Source organism: Enterococcus haemoperoxidus ATCC BAA-382 (genome assembly GCF_000407165.1).
GTDB classification, from domain to species: Bacteria; Bacillota; Bacilli; order Lactobacillales; family Enterococcaceae; genus Enterococcus_L; species Enterococcus_L haemoperoxidus.
Genome location: NZ_KE136479.1, coordinates 2,188,072 through 2,205,039 on the forward strand (window position 1 = coordinate 2,188,072; position 16,968 = coordinate 2,205,039).

At 35.3% G+C, this 16,968-nt stretch carries 19 protein-coding genes, 1 CRISPR repeat array and 1 other annotated feature; of the genes, 5 read left to right on the forward strand and 14 right to left on the reverse strand.

Annotation, left to right across the window (positions count from 1 at the left end; translation table 11 throughout):
* Window positions 1-90: 90 nt before the first annotated feature.
* Complete coding sequence (locus I583_RS10055; RefSeq protein ID WP_010760590.1) at window positions 91-1,581, forward strand: helix-turn-helix domain-containing protein; 1,491 nt, start codon at window positions 91-93, stop codon at window positions 1,579-1,581.
* 57 nt (window positions 1,582-1,638) lie between these two features.
* Here the strand turns inward: I583_RS10055 and I583_RS10060 are convergent, their stop codons facing one another.
* The 3 genes from I583_RS10060 to I583_RS10070 all read right to left on the reverse strand — a co-directional run bounded on the left by I583_RS10060 (window position 1,639) and on the right by I583_RS10070 (window position 4,817).
* Window positions 1,639-3,018 carry a hemolysin family protein gene (locus I583_RS10060; protein WP_010760589.1) on the reverse strand — a complete coding sequence of 460 codons (1,380 nt, stop codon included), beginning with the start codon at window positions 3,016-3,018 and terminating at the stop codon, window positions 1,639-1,641.
* A gap of 246 nt (window positions 3,019-3,264) precedes the next feature.
* On the reverse strand, window positions 3,265-4,410 hold the full coding sequence (locus I583_RS10065; protein ID WP_010760588.1) for an AI-2E family transporter: 1,146 nt from the start codon (window positions 4,408-4,410) through the stop codon (window positions 3,265-3,267).
* A 218-nt stretch (window positions 4,411-4,628) separates the two neighbouring features.
* A complete protein-coding gene (locus I583_RS10070; RefSeq protein WP_010760587.1) occupies window positions 4,629-4,817 on the reverse strand; it encodes a hypothetical protein in 189 nt (62 codons plus the stop codon).
* Window positions 4,818-4,964: 147 nt separating this feature from the next.
* Here I583_RS10070 and I583_RS10075 point away from each other — a divergent pair, with 147 nt between their 5' ends.
* A complete protein-coding gene (locus I583_RS10075) occupies window positions 4,965-5,399 on the forward strand; it encodes a GNAT family N-acetyltransferase (protein WP_010760586.1) in 435 nt (144 codons plus the stop codon).
* Window positions 5,400-5,479: 80 nt separating this feature from the next.
* On the opposite strand, the gene bph is transcribed toward I583_RS10075, so the two are convergent.
* From bph to recX, 3 genes are all read right to left on the reverse strand, one after another.
* On the reverse strand, window positions 5,480-6,013 hold the full coding sequence (gene bph / locus I583_RS10080) for a biofilm phosphatase Bph (RefSeq protein WP_025872814.1): 534 nt from the start codon (window positions 6,011-6,013) through the stop codon (window positions 5,480-5,482).
* Window positions 6,014-6,287: 274 nt separating this feature from the next.
* Window positions 6,288-6,655: a CRISPR direct-repeat array (repeat unit 33 nt; unit sequence ATTTCAATCCACTAGCTCTATACAGAGCTAGAC).
* A gap of 165 nt (window positions 6,656-6,820) precedes the next feature.
* Window positions 6,821-7,996 (reverse strand): A/G-specific adenine glycosylase, encoded by a 1,176-nt coding sequence (gene mutY / locus I583_RS10085; RefSeq protein ID WP_010760584.1) that lies wholly within the window; start codon window positions 7,994-7,996, stop codon window positions 6,821-6,823.
* Window positions 7,986-8,786: a recombination regulator RecX gene (gene recX, locus I583_RS10090; protein ID WP_010760583.1), complete on the reverse strand. Its 801-nt coding sequence runs from the start codon at window positions 8,784-8,786 to the stop codon at window positions 7,986-7,988. Before recX ends, mutY begins: the two co-directional genes overlap by 11 nt.
* 137 nt (window positions 8,787-8,923) lie before the next feature.
* Between recX and rlmD the strand changes: the two genes are divergently transcribed.
* Window positions 8,924-10,294 carry a 23S rRNA (uracil(1939)-C(5))-methyltransferase RlmD gene (gene rlmD / locus I583_RS10095; RefSeq protein ID WP_010760582.1) on the forward strand — a complete coding sequence of 457 codons (1,371 nt, stop codon included), beginning with the start codon at window positions 8,924-8,926 and terminating at the stop codon, window positions 10,292-10,294.
* 213 nt (window positions 10,295-10,507) lie between these two features.
* Here the strand turns inward: rlmD and I583_RS10100 are convergent, their stop codons facing one another.
* From I583_RS10100 to rplK, 6 genes are all read right to left on the reverse strand, one after another.
* Complete coding sequence (locus I583_RS10100) at window positions 10,508-10,750, reverse strand: GlsB/YeaQ/YmgE family stress response membrane protein (protein WP_010760581.1); 243 nt, start codon at window positions 10,748-10,750, stop codon at window positions 10,508-10,510.
* Between the two features lie 124 nt (window positions 10,751-10,874).
* A complete protein-coding gene (locus I583_RS10105; RefSeq protein ID WP_010760580.1) occupies window positions 10,875-11,138 on the reverse strand; it encodes a hypothetical protein in 264 nt (87 codons plus the stop codon).
* 161 nt (window positions 11,139-11,299) lie between these two features.
* Window positions 11,300-11,665, reverse strand: coding sequence for a 50S ribosomal protein L7/L12 (rplL, locus tag I583_RS10110; RefSeq protein ID WP_010760579.1), 366 nt, complete (start codon window positions 11,663-11,665; stop codon window positions 11,300-11,302).
* A gap of 62 nt (window positions 11,666-11,727) precedes the next feature.
* On the reverse strand, window positions 11,728-12,228 hold the full coding sequence (gene rplJ, locus I583_RS10115; RefSeq protein ID WP_010760578.1) for a 50S ribosomal protein L10: 501 nt from the start codon (window positions 12,226-12,228) through the stop codon (window positions 11,728-11,730).
* A 43-nt stretch (window positions 12,229-12,271) separates the two neighbouring features.
* Window positions 12,272-12,399: a sequence feature (ribosomal protein L10 leader region), on the reverse strand.
* A gap of 79 nt (window positions 12,400-12,478) precedes the next feature.
* Window positions 12,479-13,168: a 50S ribosomal protein L1 gene (rplA, locus tag I583_RS10120; RefSeq protein WP_010760577.1), complete on the reverse strand. Its 690-nt coding sequence runs from the start codon at window positions 13,166-13,168 to the stop codon at window positions 12,479-12,481.
* A 110-nt stretch (window positions 13,169-13,278) separates the two neighbouring features.
* Window positions 13,279-13,701: a 50S ribosomal protein L11 gene (gene rplK, locus I583_RS10125; protein ID WP_010760576.1), complete on the reverse strand. Its 423-nt coding sequence runs from the start codon at window positions 13,699-13,701 to the stop codon at window positions 13,279-13,281.
* Window positions 13,702-14,001: 300 nt separating this feature from the next.
* On the opposite strand from rplK, the gene sdaAB reads away from it, so the two are divergent.
* Complete coding sequence (gene sdaAB / locus I583_RS10130) at window positions 14,002-14,670, forward strand: L-serine ammonia-lyase, iron-sulfur-dependent subunit beta (protein WP_010760575.1); 669 nt, start codon at window positions 14,002-14,004, stop codon at window positions 14,668-14,670.
* 25 nt (window positions 14,671-14,695) lie between these two features.
* Window positions 14,696-15,583: an L-serine ammonia-lyase, iron-sulfur-dependent, subunit alpha gene (gene sdaAA, locus I583_RS10135; protein ID WP_010760574.1), complete on the forward strand. Its 888-nt coding sequence runs from the start codon at window positions 14,696-14,698 to the stop codon at window positions 15,581-15,583.
* A gap of 50 nt (window positions 15,584-15,633) precedes the next feature.
* Here sdaAA and I583_RS10140 read toward each other — a convergent pair whose 3' ends face one another.
* Together I583_RS10140 and rbsK are read right to left on the reverse strand one after the other, a co-directional pair.
* A complete protein-coding gene (locus I583_RS10140; protein ID WP_010760573.1) occupies window positions 15,634-15,882 on the reverse strand; it encodes a carboxymuconolactone decarboxylase family protein in 249 nt (82 codons plus the stop codon).
* A 182-nt stretch (window positions 15,883-16,064) separates the two neighbouring features.
* Window positions 16,065-16,964, reverse strand: coding sequence for a ribokinase (gene rbsK / locus I583_RS10145; RefSeq protein ID WP_010760572.1), 900 nt, complete (start codon window positions 16,962-16,964; stop codon window positions 16,065-16,067).
* Window positions 16,965-16,968 lie beyond the last annotated feature (4 nt).

Consider the following 16,968-nt stretch of genomic DNA (forward strand, 5'->3'; position numbering starts at 1 on the left):
GTTATTAAACCATATATTTTTTTATAAATTATTCAAATTAGTTCCATACTTTTCACTATATTGATAAACTTATTTTAAAGGAGGAATAAAATGCTAGAATCGATGATGTTAGAAGACACCGCTAAACGTAAATTGACACTATTTAAATTGTTGACCATATTTTCTAATAAGCAACATAGCATCAATTTTTTTGAAAAAAGGTTAGATTATTCTTATAGCCGAGTCGTTTATCTTCTAGAATTGATTCAACAAGATCTCACTAAAATGATTGGAAAAAAAGAAGAAATTTTACAAGTGAACGGTGTGCATTATAAACAAGATATTTCTTATGATATGTATTATCAGTTTTTGATTACCCAAAGTGTTCCCTATCAATTATTAATCTCGATTCTTTTTTATCCAAATGACAACTTAGCCAAATTTTGCGAGAAAAACTACCATAGTAGAACTACCGTTGTTCGAAAATCCAAGTTGTTAAGTGATTATTTTAAACGGTTCAACATCAAATTGAATATCTCTCAATTAAGCCTTTCCGGTGATGAAAAGGTTATCCGAATAACATTGTACACACTGATCTGGTTAGCTTCACAAGGGACTAATCTACCAAAAATCAACAATAATCCAATCGATTATAAAAAAATCACCAAAATAATCAGTCCGTATTTCCCTGACAGTTACAGCTATTCAGCTCACAAACAAATCACCTTGATATTGGATATCGTTTATCTAAGAGTACACTCTGGAAATGTATTGACAGAAAAAACAACGATTGATCCTTATATTCCGTCAAATAAAACTTATACAAAAGCTTTATTTGGCGATCTGATCTGCGAGACAAAAACTTTGGAAGCAGAAGCTCAATTCGCAGCATATTTATTAATTTCTACACCAAATTTTTTCAGAAATAATGACTATCGACTATCATTGTTAAATATTTATTTAAAAGAACAGACAAATTCAGCGACTAAATTATTAGATGAATTTTGCACTTTATTTAGTAATGAGTTTGTCCCTAGTGACTTTTCTTGGAATGACGAACCCATTTTATTTGGAAATGTAGCAAATATTATTTTATCTGCTTCAATTATTGAACAACCATTTCCAACTTTGTTTCATTTGATTAATCATTCGCTTTATTCAAAAAATGAATATTACTACCGTTTATTCACAAAATTTAAAGCTTTATTTCAAAAAGTTTCAAAAAGAAAGAACTTTAGCTGGCTCAAAGATAATATTGAGCAATTATCAGACACATTAGCTGCCTTGTTAGTGCCACTTTATGAATCATTTCAAGTAAATAATATTGTACGGATTGCATTAATTGCAGAGTCTAATTATTTACTTGTCCAACCATTAACACAGTTTATTGAAGAGTTACCTTTTGTTCAATTAGTTGCTTATCAGGAGAATCAGTTATCTTCTTTTGACTTTATCGTCGCTACTTCTTCGTATTTAATACCAGAAGAATGCCAAAAACCATCATTTGTTTTTCGCTTTTCAGCTGATAACGACGATCAATATATTGGTCTCTACCAAGCGATCAAAACCATCCATAATAAAAAAGACATTAATTCTATTTAAACTAAAAAGGATAGTTCAAAACTAATCTCTAGTTTTGTCCTATCCTTTTTGACTTTTTTATCTTCTTGGTTCGTCATCTTCCATTTCTTTACGGAAAAAGCGACGGTATTCTTCTGGTTCTTCATCAACGATTTCTTCATCATGGAAAACCACTTTTAATGCTAAAACTCTTGTTCCTTCCATCTCTTCAGAAGTCAGTGTGATATTTCCAACGTCAAATGACAACTTCTCACCTTCATCAGGAATTGTGCCTAATGCTGTAATCAAGTATCCCGCCATTGTATCAACATCACTCATATGCAAATCTGTTCCAAATGCTTCATTGAATTCATCTATCAGCATTCTTCCTTGAATTAAATACTCGTGATCATTAATCTTAGAGTATAAATTTTCTACTTCATCTGTCTCATCATCGATTTCTCCAACGATTTCCTCTAATAGATCTTCTAATGTAGCTAAACCAACCACGCCGCCATATTCGTCTAATAAAATAGCCATTTGATTTTGGGTTCTTTTTAGCTCATACAATAGATCATCGATAAAAATCGTTTCCGGGACAAAGAGCGGTTCTTGTATAATATTTTTTAATTGAATTTTGTCAAAGCCTAATTTATGGGCTGCTTTTAATAAATTTTTAGTATGAAGAACTCCAACGATTTTGTCTTTGTCTTCATTGTAAACTGGAATTCTTGAATAGTTTTCTGATAAAACGGCATCGATATTTTTTTGAATGTCATCTTCAATATCGATCATAAAAGCATCTGTACGAGGAACCATTACTTCACGAGCAACTTTTGTATCTAAAGAAAAGACACCTTGAAGCATTTCTAATTCATCGTTATCTAAAACACCTTCTGATTCCAACATATAACGCATTTCATCACGTGTCATTTTTGAATCGGCATCATCAAATTTCATCGGTGTAAGTTTTGAAAGTAGATCTGTTGAAGCTGATAATAACCATACGAATGGTTTGGCCACAACACCTATAACACGAACAAAACCCGATGTAGCTTGAGCTACTTCTTCTGATTTATTCATAGCAATTCGTTTTGGATACAACTCACCAAAAACGATTGATACATAAGTCAACAACGCTAAAATAATAATATTTGCAATATTTTTTGCAGCAGCACCGCCGCCTAGAACAGGAGCTAATTTTGCTGATAATGAATCAGCTAATGAGGCACCAGATAAAATATTGACTAAAGTGATACCAACTTGGATCGTCGATAAAAAGCTTGTAGGATCTTGCAAAACTTTTAATAATTTCTTAGCTTTTGCATCTCCTTCTTCTGCCTTTTGTTCGACACGATTCTTATTTACAGAAACTACCGCAATTTCTGAAGCTGCAAGAAAAGCGTTGATCAATGTCAAAACAACCAATAGCAAAATTTGCGCGATAAGCGACTGACTCTCGGGGTCAGCATTATTCATAATGTTTTCTCTCCTTAAATGTTTGCGGGAATGACTATACGAGCTTATTTAATTAAAAAAATTAAAATTGTTGAATATGATTTTTCTTATCCTATTCATTATATTTTTTCATAATAACTAGTTCGTAACGTAGACTATTCCCAAATCTAGAAAGGGTTACTTTCTTCGTTTTAAAAAAACGTGACTACATGATGTAGTCACGTTAAAATCGTATCACAAATGGCTTCCGATTTCAATATTCACAAACTATTTTTCCTTACTTGGTGGCGAATTTATTTCGCCGGCTATTTCAACGGCAGGTTCTTCTGTTGCTTTAGTTTGGCTATACATCGTATAAACATGGACAACAATTGTTTTACAGACTGCATAAAATGGTACTGCTAAGAAAATACCTAAAAGTCCAGCAATATTTCCTGCGACAAGTAAAATAATAATAATCGTCAATGGATGAATTTGCAAAGATTTACCAATCACATTTGGGTAGATAATATTGCCATCGATTTGTTGTACGATCAACACAACTAGACAACAAAGTAATGCTTTAAACGGTTCATCAAAAACTGTGACAAAAACTGCAGGGGCAAGACCGATGTATGGTCCTAAGTATGGAATCAAGTTGGTCACACCAGCAATTACGCCAAATAAAAATGCATAACGGACACCGATCAATGAATAACCGATAACAGTAAATGTTGCAACGAATAAACATTCAATCGCCTGACCACTAATATAACTTGATAAGGTTTTATTCAATTTACCTAATAATTCAACAATGTCATCTTGGCGCTTTTCAGGTAAAAATCTTTTAACTCCTGGAACTATGCGATCTCCATCTTTTAACATATAAAATAAAATGAATGGAGCTGTAACAATAATGATCGTCGTTGAGGCAACCGTTGATACGATTGAACCTAAACTACTGGATAATCCGCTAATAAACTGTTGAATAATATTGCCATAAGAAATATCCAGTTGATCAATATATTTGGGCAAGTCAAAATCTTTAAAAATAGGCAACTCAGCCATTTGATAAACCCACGCCTCAACCCCTTTAAATACATCCGGCATGTTAGAAGCCAAACTAGATAGTTGCGAAACCAAGCTTGGAATCACACTTACTAAAAGCAATACAAGTGCTACAATCAAAAGTAAAAATACGATCAAAATCGCAAAAATTCGTTTCATATTCGTTTTCATCAATAAATTGACGATTGGATTTAAAATATAATACAAAAAACCAGCTACCAAAACTGGGGCAAATAATGTTGAAAAGAATGTTCCTATCGGTGTAAAGATAAAATTGATCTTTGATGATACAAAAATCAGCGTTGCAATCACCAATAATTCTGCTGACCAAAAAAATAATTTTGACTGTCTTAATTTTTCAAACAAAGATGATCCTCCTTTAGCATTAAAAAATTCTCTGTTATTCTTTTTACAAAAAATAATTGCTTGTTTATAGATTCTAGCATACATTTTCCTAAATAAGATAGCAATACTTCTTTGTACCTATTTTTGATCTCTATATTTTCTCAATTCATACAAAAAACATCCGCTAAATTGGATAATACGGATGTTTTTTGCAGAAAATTTTAATTACAAAAATAAATTTATTTTTTGAAAAATCCTTTTACTTTATCAGCCAAACTGCCTGCATCAATCTCGGGAATCATGGCTTTTAACTTTTCATAATGTTCACCAAGATCATCTTTGTGGTCATCAAGGAACTGTTTAGCTTTTTCAAAATTTCCTTCACCAACCAAGTCTTTTACTTTTTGCACGATTTCATCTGTATTCATTATGCACACAACCTTCCGTTTTTTTGTTATTTATACTGTACACTGCTGATACTTTTTTTACAAAAGATAAACACCAACCAATATCAACGTTCTAATGTCTGATTTTTTGGGGTATAATAAACGAAATACTTATAAGAGAGGTGCTAAATGAAAATCGTCCACACTAAAGATACTATGAGTGATATCTACTTAGATGCTGTTAAAATCCGCCGGCAAGTTTTTATGATTGAGCAAGGCGTTCCCGGTGAGATTGAAATTGATAAATACGAAGCGGCTTGTATTCATTTTGTTTTGTATGGTGATAATAACGAAGCTATTGCTACTTGTCGTTTGTTGCCGCTAGAAAATGGATTGATAAAATTACAGCGTATGGCTGTTCAAAAAGATTTTAGAGGGAATGATTATGGGCGTTTGATTGTAGCTAGTGCTGAACAGTTTGCAGACGAGCAAGGATACAATGCGATCACTTTAGGTGCACAAATCACAGCTCTTGGGTTTTATGAGAAAATGGGCTATACCAAGGAAGGCGAAATGTTTCTTGATGCAGCTATTGAACATTATCAGATGAATAAACGATTTTAGATTTCAAGTAAAAAAGAAGTCAAAGCAAAACTTAATCAGTCTTGCTTTGACTTCTTTTCTCACTTTGCATCTTACATTGGCTATTTCTTTGACAGCTCTTGATAACGCTTATACCAGATATCCACATAAGCTTCAGAGAAGGGACCTTTTTCGTTATTAATCCAATCGACTAGCGTCTTAACATTTTCTTTTAGAATAAAATCGATATCTTCTGGATAATCCATAATTTTACTGTGAAATTCATACTCATCCACATCCAATAATCGTTTTTCGCCATCAGGAAAAACTTTGATATCCAGATCATAATCAATATACTTCAATGCTTCATCATCTAAAAGATAAGGTGATGCTAAATTGCAGTAATAAGAAACCCCTTTTTCTCTAATCATCGCTATTATGTTGAACCAGTATTTTTTATGGAAATAAACGATAGCTGGTTCCCGAGTAACCCAACGGCGTCCATCAGACTCTGTTACCAAAGTATGATCGTTCACGCCGATTAAAGAATACTCGCTTGTTTTTAATACCATAGTATCACGCCATGTTCGATGCAAATGCCCATCGTGTTTGTAACTTTGGATCGTTACAAATTCACCTTCTTTTGGAATTGCCATAGTCCCCCAACTTTCCCTAGTACGAAAAATCATTTCTAAAAGCTACTAACTTTTCGTTTGGGTGTTCATTACACCGATATCAACATAATTATATCATAATTTTCAACTTTGCATACTAAGGAGTTTGCTTTCTCATCACAATGAAGGGGAACTATTAAAATAAATGGTTTGATTTTAGTTTTTTTGAAGGTTAATTGGTTATGATTTTGAAGAGGAGTGGGGTCTATACAGAGCTAGACATTTCTTGTGTTCCGACAACAGGTTCACCTATATTATTTCAATCCACTAGCTCTATACAGAGCTAGACCCTGTGTAATCGGGTGTAGATCCTTGATCTGTTTATTTCAATCCACTAGCTCTATACAGAGCTAGACTTTTACAGGGATCATATAAAGACGATCATGCTTGATTTCAATCCACTAGCTCTATACAGAGCTAGACGAAAAGTGGCGAGTAGCTCAAAACAGTTTTGGGGAATTTCAATCCACTAGCTCTATACAGAGCTAGACAAAGAGAATAAATTTAGTCAAGCTTATATGCGTATTTCAATCCACTAGCTCTATACAGAGCTAGACCAGGGTTTATAGCAACCGTAACCCCAAACTCTAGATTTCAATCCACTAGCTCTATACAGAGCTAGACTGTGAAAATACTGCAAATACCTACCATATTTCCACTATTCAACTATTAATCACAGTATAACATTAAATTAAAATGAGAAAAACCCTGTTTTTCCAACTAAAATCAGCAAAATTTTGGTGCGGACCTCCTAGGGGTTTTATGGGCACTTAGGGTTCGCACCTCAATTTATTCTTCTATTTTAAATTCTTGTTTATAAAGTTCTACCATTTTTTGCTGAGGCTTCGGAAAAACATAATTTTGAAAGTCTTCTTTTTTTGACCAAATTTGATTTTCACCTGTATCTAGCTTCCCAGTTTGGCGTCCATAGAAAACTAAAATATGCCATTTTAAATGACTAAAAATATGAATAACCTCTCCTAGAGATCGCTTTTGCCAAACAACTTGAGAATAATCTTCAAAAATTGCTGTTTTTTCTTCAGCAACTAAAAGCGGTTCTTCAAAATCAAATGATAACTGTTGCTCTTCTCTAACCGATGTCTTTTGTAGAAAATCAAAACGCTCTTTACTAACTTCTTCTATTGGAAATAGCCACATATTAGCCAATAATCCTTTTGCACTACGCTGACTCAGTAAAAATTCTTGCTCTTTATTTTCAATAATTCCACCGACATAGTAGACATCTTTTGGTTTCAACTTTTTTGATTTGACTGGAAAATTCGTCATTGTATTATTCTGATAGCTCAAACAATAAGACTGAATCGGGCATTCTTCGCACTTTGGCGACGTTGGCGTACAAATTGCTGAACCTAAGTCCATCATAGCTTGGTTAAAATCACCAGGACGATTTTGATCAATTATTTTATACATCGCTTCTTCAAACACCTTGCGGCTACTAGGTTTGGCAATGTCATCACTGATTTCAAACAAACGGCTCACAACACGCATAACGTTGCCATCAATTGCAGGTTCCGGGATTTGAAAAGCTATACTGCCGATTGCACCTGCCGTATACGGTCCAATTCCCTTTAATTGACGAATTTCTTCAATTGTTTCAGGCATCTGACCATTAAATTCTGTCATGATTTGTTGCGCTGCAACTTTTAAATTTCTTGCTCTAGAGTAATAACCTAAACCTTCCCAAGCTTTTAACAATCGCTCATCTGGTGCTTCAGCTAAATCCTTGATTGTCGGAAACCACTCCATAAAACGATAATAGTAATCGATCACTGTATCAACTCGAGTTTGCTGCAGCATAATTTCTGAGATCCAAATGCGGTATGGATCTAAATTGACTCGCCAAGGTAAATTTCGCTTTTCCTTTTCATACCAGGTGATAAATTCTTCTTGAAATGACTGGAGTTTATCATCACTCCACGTCTCCCAATATTTTTCATTCTTCATTCTCTAATTCCTTTTCATCAAAATATTGCTGAATCAAATCTGAGTCAAAACGTTTTTGGAAAAGTCCTTGTTTGACTTTCATTAGGCGTTTATAAGAATCTAATTTACGATGCTTTTCCCATAATTTATCGCCTTCTTTTCTGATCACATCTAATTCTTGGTCTTCATCTTTTTCAAACGATAACTCTTCTAAAGCCAAATCGATCACTTCACGATTAAACCCTTTTTGCATCAGATGCATTTGAACTTTTTGCAAAGCATCTTTGAAACTCTTTGTTCGATAACGTCTCATTGCTTTTTCAGCAGTTGCTTTTGCTACTTCTACTTGTTCGTCCATAGTATAAAAAGTTAACCCATGTTGAATGTCTTCGTCATTCAAGCCTTTTCGTTTTAATTGTTGTTCAATCATTTTGGGTCCTTTATCACTTGTTCGCATTAAGGTTCGAACATAACTTTCACTAAATATTTTATCGTCTAAAAGGTTCATTTCTTCTAAGCGAATCACGATGTTTTTTCGATCTTCTGGTAAAATTTCCTTTTCTTTCAAGTAATCTAAAATTTCTTTTTTTGAACGTAATTGGTAGCTTAAATAATTTAAGGACATTTGCAAGCCCACATCATAAGAACCAGCTTTTTTTATTTTCTCGACCATTTCATCCGATAATTCTTGTCCTTTTAACAAACGTTGTCGGACTAAGGTATCCTCAGATACACGTAATTTTTCTCCTGAAGATAGCCAGATAAGATAAAACTGACCTTTGTCTTTTGTAATTTTCGTGATTGTTTCCATCTTTCTCCGCCTTTCTAGTGAGAACGTATATTCTACTATAACATAAAATTGACAGAAGCTAAACTAGGCAAATTGTGCTAAAATAAGAACTATCGATATATTTGATTAATGGATCTACGGATCAAAAGGATGGAATTATGACCACACAACTATTAAAAGAAGGACAAACGATTCCTTTAAAAATAAAACGTTTAGGTATCAACGGTGAAGGCATCGGCTATTATAAAAAGACCATCGTTTTCGTACCTGGTGCTTTACCAAAAGAAGATGTCTCTGTAGAAATCACAAAAATAGCTCCACGTTTTGTGGAAGGGCAATTAAAAAAAATTGTAAAAGCAGCACCTGAACGTGTTGTACCGCCTTGTCCAGTTTACGAAGCCTGTGGTGGATGTCAGCTGCAACATTTGGCTTATCCGGCACAACTACTCTTTAAAAAAGATCTATTAAAACAGTCACTAAATAAGTTCAGACCAAGAAACTATGAACATTACCATTTACCAAAAACAATCGGAATGAAAAATCCTTGGAATTATCGTAATAAAGCACAATTTCAATTGCGGAAAATCGATGGTGAAGTTGAAGCAGGACTTTATCAAGCCGAATCTCATCGTCTAGTTCCAATCGATGATTGTCTCGTTCAACAACCTGCAACAACCAAAGTAATGAATGCTTTGGTAGAATTATTGAACAAATACCAATTACCAATTTATAATGAACGAAAAAATAGCGGCATCTTCCGAACTTTAATGGTTCGTGTCGGTGTTAAAACAGATGAAGTTCAAGTGGTATTTATTACCCAATCCGTAAAATTCCCACAGAAGAAAGCCTTAATTGAGGAGATCACACAACATCTTCCAGAAGTTGTTTCTATTATGCAAAATGTTCAAAACAAAAGAACATCAATTGTTATGGGCGATGAGACAATCCATGTCTGGGGGAAAGAGAGTATTGAAGAGCAAATCAACGAAGTAACCTTTGATTTATCTCCTAGAGCTTTTTTCCAGCTAAATCCAGAACAAACAGAAGTATTATATAGTGAAGCTGTAAAGGCTTTAGATTTACAACAAAATGAAACCGTTGTTGATGCCTATTGCGGGGTTGGAACAATTGGTTTAAGTATCGCTAAACAAGCCAAAGAAGTTCGTGGAATGGATATTATTCCAGCGGCGATCGAAGATGCTAAGTTGAATGCTGAACGCTTAGGCGTTACGAATACCCATTATGAGGTTGGAACAGCTGAAGAATTGCTCCCTAAATGGCTTCAGAGCGGTTTTAAACCTGATGCAATCATCGTTGACCCTCCTAGAACCGGATTGGATCAAAAATTACTAAAAGCTATTTTAAAGCAGCCTCCTAAAAAGATGGTCTATATTTCTTGTAATGTCTCAACACTTGCAAAAGATTTAGTTGATTTGGCTAAAGTCTTTGACGTGAAGTATTTACAATCAGTTGATATGTTTCCACAAACAGCGCGATGTGAAGTCGTCGTGAAATTAACTAAGAGATAATTTGATAATAAAAAGATCCAACAATCAAAAAAATCTGGTTGTTGGATCTTTTTTAAGCTCACTGCTAAAGTACTTCCACTATGCATCAAAAAAAGTTAAAGATTTCAAAGGATTTATTGTTTAGTTAATTAAACACAATTACTAAATGATTTACGTTATAGAAAAAAAGGCTAAGAGAATTTAATCTCCTAGCACTTTTTCTTATTGATTCACTTAGTTTTTACCTACAAAAAATGATACTACTGCAACTAAAATCACAGCACCAATAATTGACGGAAACAATGCCATACCGGCAACTTGAGGTCCCCAACTTCCTAGAAGTGCTTGACCAATCGATGAACCTACAAGACCTGCAATAATATTGAAGATCCAACCCATTGATTTACCTTTACTTGTGATCGCTCCAGCAATTGCTCCGATAACGCCACCTACGATTAAAACCCATAACCAATGCATACATATGACCTCCCTTACAAATAAAATAATATTAAAAATGATTACTTAATTATGCTAACAGATTATTTATTTTCTTGCGAAAGAAATGCACTTAAAATAAATTTATATCATTTAATTATCATTTTTATTTCATCTCATCTATTGCATGAATCGTCACATGATTTTTAGTACCGCAACTTTTGCAATCGTAGTGAAGATTTATTTCATCATCTACCAAAATATCATCACATTTTAATTCAATTTCATTATCTGAAAGCGTCAATTCTCCTAAAGGAATGTTTACTCTTTGATGATCTGCTTTGTCGGTTCTCGTATTCAACAAAAATTTACCCACCATTTCATTTTCGCAATTTTTACAAGTTACAGCAACGCTGATTTCTCTTTCCATCTTAAGCTCTCCTTCATTTTTTATCAAATAGATGATTATACATCTATAATTTTAAACGCCTACTAAAAAAAATTCGATTGATATGCTCTAAGCTTAATTTAGGCAAACAAAAAAAGCTAGAATCCAAATGAATTCTAGCTTGAAAGTTAATCTTAAAAAGATTATTTTACTGTGATTGAAGCGCCAACTTCTTCTAAAGCAGCTTTTAAAGCTTCTGCTTCATCTTTAGAAACGCCTTCTTTGATTGGTGCAGGAGCGCCATCAACTACTGCTTTAGCTTCTTTCAAGCCAAGACCAGTTGCTTCACGAACTGCTTTGATTACTTTAACTTTTTGATCGCCTGCAGAAGTTAATTCTACAGTGAATTCAGTTTGTTCTTCGCCAGCTGCTGCTGGTCCTGCTGCTGCTGCTACAGGAGCTGCTGCAGATACGTCAAATTTTTCTTCAATAGCTTTTACTAAGTCGTTTAATTCTAAAATAGTTGCGCCTTCTAATTCTGCAACAATGTTTTCAATGTTCAATGCCATTATGGTTTCCTCCGTTTTAATAATTCATTATTTTTTTAATTTAGTTTGTTACTAGGCTGCAATTATGCAACTTCTTCTTCTTTTTCTGCCACTGCTTTGACAGCGTAAGCCACTTGTCTGACTGGCGCTTGTAATACAGATAATAGCATAGAAAGTAGTCCATCGCGACTTGGAAGTTTTGCTAAAGATGTCATTTCTTCTACTGAAGATACTTTACCTTCAATAACGCCACCTTTAATTTCCAATGCTTTGGCAGTACTTGCGAATTCGTCGATGATTTTAGCAGGTGCTACTACATCGTCGTTACTGAAAGCGACTGCTGTAGGTCCTGTAAATACTTCGTCCAAGCCTTCTAGTCCAGCTTTTTTGGCTGCACGTGAAAGGATAGAGTTTTTGATAACTTTCATTTCAACATTTGCATCACGCAATTGTTTACGTAAGTTAGTCACTTCCTCAACAGTTAAACCACGGTAGTCAACGATGACTACAGAAGCTGCTGCTTGGAACTTAGCTGTTGCTTCTTCGACTAGGGTTTCTTTTTTAGCGATTGCTGCTTCACTCATTTATTTTCACCTCCTGATTATTGATGGAGAAGTTTATATTGTTATTAAAACAAAACAAACTCCATGCCACCGTTGACATAGAGGGACGTAATTGTATGTATCAACAATTGTCCTCGGTAGGAAATTAAGACTTACGTCACCTACTGTCTTCGGTACAGTTAATTATTAACCTCAACTACCTTACCATGGTAAAGGTAGTTGAGTCAAGTAAAATTTCTAATTGTCTAGTTTCATGAACTAGCTTTGCTAATTAAAATGAAGCTTGGTCAACGTGGATTCCAGGTCCAAATGTAGTTGTTACTGAAATGTTCTTGATATATTGACCTTTAGCTGCTGATGGTTTAGCTTTCAACAATACATCGTTGATTGTATTGAAGTTTTCTAGTAATTTTTCATTATCAAATGAAACTTTACCAATTGGCACGTGGATGTTTCCAGCTTTGTCAACACGGTAAGTTACTTTACCAGCTTTTACTTCGTTAACAGCTTTTGTTACGTCCATTGTTACAGTACCAGTTTTAGGGTTAGGCATAAGGCCTTTAGGACCTAAGACACGACCTAATTTACCAACTTCAGCCATCATGTCTGGAGTTGCTACAACTACGTCAAATCCAAACCATCCACCTTGGATTTTTTGAACCATATCAGCGTCACCTACGTAATCAGCACCAGCTGCTTCAGCTTCTTTCGCTTTTTCGCCTTTAGCAAAAACTAAAACGCTTTGTGTTTTACCAGTTCCGTTAGGTAATACTACTGCACCACGGATTTGTTGGTCCGCTTTTTTAGGGTCTACATTTAAACGGTAAGCAACTTCAACAGTTGCGTCGAATTTTGCAATATTTGTATCTTTAGCCAAAGCGATTGCTTCTGCTACAGGGTAAACTTTTGTTGCTTCAACTTTTTTTAATGCATCTTGCATTTTTTTGCTTTTTTTAGCCATTTTGTTTCCTCCTTGATTGTGGTTATAACGGTCGAACCTCCCACGTAATTCATATCTTTGAATATGAAATAAACTGAGAAGCTACTTCTTTGGGTTCTATAGAATAAAAATTATCCTACAGTGATTCCCATGCTTCTTGCAGTTCCTTCAACCATGCGCATAGCCGCTTCAACGTCTGCTGCGTTTAGGTCTGCCATTTTAAGTTCAGCGATTTCTTTCACTTGTTCTTTAGAAACATTCGCTACTTTATTTTTGTTTGGCTCACCAGAACCTTTTTCGATTTTTGCAGCTTTTTTAAGTAATACTGCAGCTGGTGGTGTTTTCGTAATAAATGTAAATGAACGGTCTTCATATACAGAAATTACTACTGGAATAATCAAACCAGCTTGATCAGCTGTACGAGCGTTGAATTCTTTAGTGAATCCCATAATGTTGATACCCGCTTGACCTAGTGCTGGACCTACTGGCGGAGCTGGTGTTGCTTTACCTGCAGGAATTTGCAATTTAACTAATTTTTCTACTTTTTTTGCCACGAGACATACCTCCTTGGGTCCGTGATGTGGTTAATTGGAGATGAAGATTTCTCCTCCCACGTCATTCTTTGACGAATCAAAGAAATTCTGCATGCAAAAATGCACACTCAAATAGTATACTCTGCTTCTGATTAAATTTCAATACCTTTCTATTCTTTTTGCACATAGAATTATGTTTAGAAATGAGAGAAAGATAAGTTTTTCTCGCATTTTTATTACCGTTCTAGTGTATTCTCTTTAATTATGATAGACTTTCGTTAGAAAAATCCTGATTCAAACAAAAGGATAGGTGAATAAACAATGGAAAATTTACGTTATAAAAGTGTTTTTGACATCATTGGTCCGGTAATGATTGGTCCAAGTAGTTCGCATACTGCTGGCGCTGCTCGTATTGGTAAAATCGTCCGTAGTATTTTTGGTGAACAACCAGATACTGTTGATATCTATTTATATGAGTCTTTTGCTAAAACGTATCGTGGTCATGGAACAGACATTGCCTTGGTTGGCGGTTTATTAGATATGGAACCAGATGACGAACGGCTTGCTGATTCGTTAAAGATTGCTCATGAACAAAATATGGAGGTTCTATTTGTTCCGCTTAAAGAAAAAGCTGAACACCCAAATTCAGTCAAATTACTTGTTTCTAAAGGAGATCGAAAACTTTCAGTTACAGGAATATCGATTGGCGGCGGTAATATTCAAATCTCAGAACTGAACGGTTTTAAAATTTCTCTGACGATGGGGACACCCACATTTATTATCGTACATCAGGATGTACCAGGAATGATCGCTAAAGTTACCAATCTGTTATCTGATACAAACATCAATATTGGCACGATGACTGTAACACGGGAATCAAAAGGTGAAAAAGCGATCATGATCATCGAAATCGACCATGCTGATATTGGTGATATTACAATGAAATTAGTCCAAATCCCTCATATTTATAGTGTAAATTATTTTGATTAATCTAAATTAAAGGAGCAAATCAGTTATGTTTCTATCTATAGAAGAATTAGTGCAACAAGCCGCAGATTTTCCATCAGTTGCTGAATTAATGATCGCAACTGAGATAGAAAATCACGGTCATAGCCGCGAACGGATCATCGAAACAATGGAACGTAATCTTGCGGTCATGAAGCAATCGATCGAAGAAGGTGTCGATGGTGTGACCTCTGTCACAGGAATTACTGGCGGTGATGCTACTCGACTAGATGAATATATTAAAAATGGAAACTTTTTAAGTGGAGAAACAATTTTAACAGCGGTTAGAAATGCAGTGGCCGTCAATGAAGTCAATGCCAATATGGGCTTGATCTGTGCAACGCCGACTGCTGGAAGTGCTGGTGTAGTGCCAGGTGTTTTGATGGCAGCAATTGAAAAATTACAGCTCACACATGAACAGCAATTAGATTTTCTTTTTACTGCTGGTGCTTTTGGACTAGTGATTGCCAACAACTCATCGATCAGCGGTGCTGAAGGCGGTTGTCAGGCAGAAGTTGGTTCTGCTAGTGCGATGGCGAGTGCCGCTTTAGTTTGTGCTGCTGGTGGCTCAGCTGATCAAGCCGCACAAGCGATTGCAATTACTTTAAAAAATATGATGGGATTGATTTGTGATCCTGTAGCGGGTCTAGTGGAAGTCCCTTGTGTAAAACGTAATGCATTGGGCTCTTCGCAAGCTTTTATTTCAGCTGATATGGCTTTAGCCGGTATTCGTAGTGTGATTCCACCAGATGAAGTCGTGGCTGCAATGTATCAAGTTGGTCGTCAAATGCCGCAAATCTTTAAAGAAACGGCTGAGGGTGGTTTGGCTGTTACACCGACTGCGCAACGATTGGCAAAGGAAATTTTAGAAAATCAAACAGAAAACCCAACTAAATAATAACGAAAAGGAGTAGTCAAAATGAGTTGATTTTGACTACTCCTTTTCGTTTAATCCATTTTCGGTTGCAATAACGTAGTAACCCCAATACGGTTATAGATATTGATTGTTCCAATAAGAATAAGTAATGCACCAATTTCTTTTTCACTGTAATGCTTCTGCAATTCTTGATACGTTTCATCACTGACCCCACCTTGATGAATCAGTGTAACTTCTTTCGTAAATGCAAGCACCGCACGCTCTTCTGCTGTATAAAATGATGCTTCTTCCCATGCAATCAATCCGAGGATTCTTTGCAACTTCTCTCCTTACTATTTTCTCCTCATTTCTGCTAGTCAATTCCTTAACATATACAACTAGATATTATTATAATTCTTATTAACAATTGAGACAATCCAGATTTATTTCTATGCTTTTTTAGTCAAAAAAACTGTTCTCTCCATTAAATTGAATGAAGAAAACAGTGTACAGTTTTATAAAATTAGAATGCTGCAATTTCTGTTAATGTCGGCATGCCGGTTTGTGCACCTAATTTAGTTACAGAAAGTGTCGCACCTTTTCCAGAAATCTCAACTGACTCTGAAACAGTCATTCCTTTTGCTAAACACGCTGCCAAAATCCCATTAAATGTATCACCCGCACCTGTTGTATCAACAACAGTTACTTTTTCAGCCGGAATCGTAATGACATTATTCTCAGCGGTATAAGAGATTCCGTCCCCTCCACGCGTTACAATCAATTGTGTGTCATTTGTTTTTGACCAGTCCAGCATTTCCTTTTCAAATTGCATAGTATCTGTGATCGAGTGACCCAATAACCCTTCAAATTCCGTTTCATTTGGTGTAATGATATCCACAAACGGCAACATGTCGATGACGCTCTCGTTATAAGGAGCTGGATTTAAAATCGTTATTGCGCCTTTATCTTTTGCTAGTGCTAACCCTTTTTTTACAGTTTCGATTGGAATTTCTAGCTGAGTCAATAACACATCTTCAGCCTTAATTTTTTCGTTTAATTCCTCATTGATATCTCCCAACAACATATTTGCACCCGGCAATACAACGATTGCATTGTCTTCTTGTAGTTTAAAAATAGAGGCTACACCTGTAAAAATATTTTTTTCAGATGTGACTGCACTGACATCTACCTTTTCTTTTTCCAGATGTTTATAAACTTTTGAACCAAATGTATCATCACCAATTTTCCCAATCAAAGCCACATCGACTCCGATACGAGCAGCAGCAACTGCTTGATTGGCTCCTTTTCCGCCAACATAATAGTTGATACTGTCTCCCAAAAGGGTCTCTCCCACTTTAGGTAGTCGATCTGTTTCCATGACCATATCCATATTGATACTTCCTAAAACTGTTACTTTATTCATCGCG

Excerpts from the sequence above, each read along its gene's own strand:
- rplJ (WP_010760578.1), bottom strand. The coding sequence starts at position 12,228 with ATGAGTGAAGCAGCAATCGCTAAAAAAGAAACCCTAGTCGAAGAAGCA.
- I583_RS10070 (WP_010760587.1), bottom strand. The coding sequence starts at position 4,817 with ATGAATACAGATGAAATCGTGCAAAAAGTAAAAGACTTGGTTGGTGAA.
- rbsK (WP_010760572.1), bottom strand. The coding sequence starts at position 16,964 with ATGAATAAAGTAACAGTTTTAGGAAGTATCAATATGGATATGGTCATG.
- bph (WP_025872814.1), bottom strand. The coding sequence starts at position 6,013 with ATGGCAATTCCAAAAGAAGGTGAATTTGTAACGATCCAAAGTTACAAA.
- sdaAA (WP_010760574.1), top strand. The coding sequence starts at position 14,696 with ATGTTTCTATCTATAGAAGAATTAGTGCAACAAGCCGCAGATTTTCCA.
- rplL (WP_010760579.1), bottom strand. The coding sequence starts at position 11,665 with ATGGCATTGAACATTGAAAACATTGTTGCAGAATTAGAAGGCGCAACT.
- rlmD (WP_010760582.1), top strand. The coding sequence starts at position 8,924 with ATGACCACACAACTATTAAAAGAAGGACAAACGATTCCTTTAAAAATA.
- I583_RS10100 (WP_010760581.1), bottom strand. The coding sequence starts at position 10,750 with ATGCATTGGTTATGGGTTTTAATCGTAGGTGGCGTTATCGGAGCAATT.
- I583_RS10055 (WP_010760590.1), top strand. The coding sequence starts at position 91 with ATGCTAGAATCGATGATGTTAGAAGACACCGCTAAACGTAAATTGACA.
- rplA (WP_010760577.1), bottom strand. The coding sequence starts at position 13,168 with ATGGCTAAAAAAAGCAAAAAAATGCAAGATGCATTAAAAAAAGTTGAA.
- I583_RS10060 (WP_010760589.1), bottom strand. The coding sequence starts at position 3,018 with ATGAATAATGCTGACCCCGAGAGTCAGTCGCTTATCGCGCAAATTTTG.
- mutY (WP_010760584.1), bottom strand. The coding sequence starts at position 7,996 with ATGAAGAATGAAAAATATTGGGAGACGTGGAGTGATGATAAACTCCAG.
- sdaAB (WP_010760575.1), top strand. The coding sequence starts at position 14,002 with ATGGAAAATTTACGTTATAAAAGTGTTTTTGACATCATTGGTCCGGTA.
- I583_RS10075 (WP_010760586.1), top strand. The coding sequence starts at position 4,965 with ATGAAAATCGTCCACACTAAAGATACTATGAGTGATATCTACTTAGAT.
- I583_RS10105 (WP_010760580.1), bottom strand. The coding sequence starts at position 11,138 with ATGGAAAGAGAAATCAGCGTTGCTGTAACTTGTAAAAATTGCGAAAAT.
- recX (WP_010760583.1), bottom strand. The coding sequence starts at position 8,786 with ATGGAAACAATCACGAAAATTACAAAAGACAAAGGTCAGTTTTATCTT.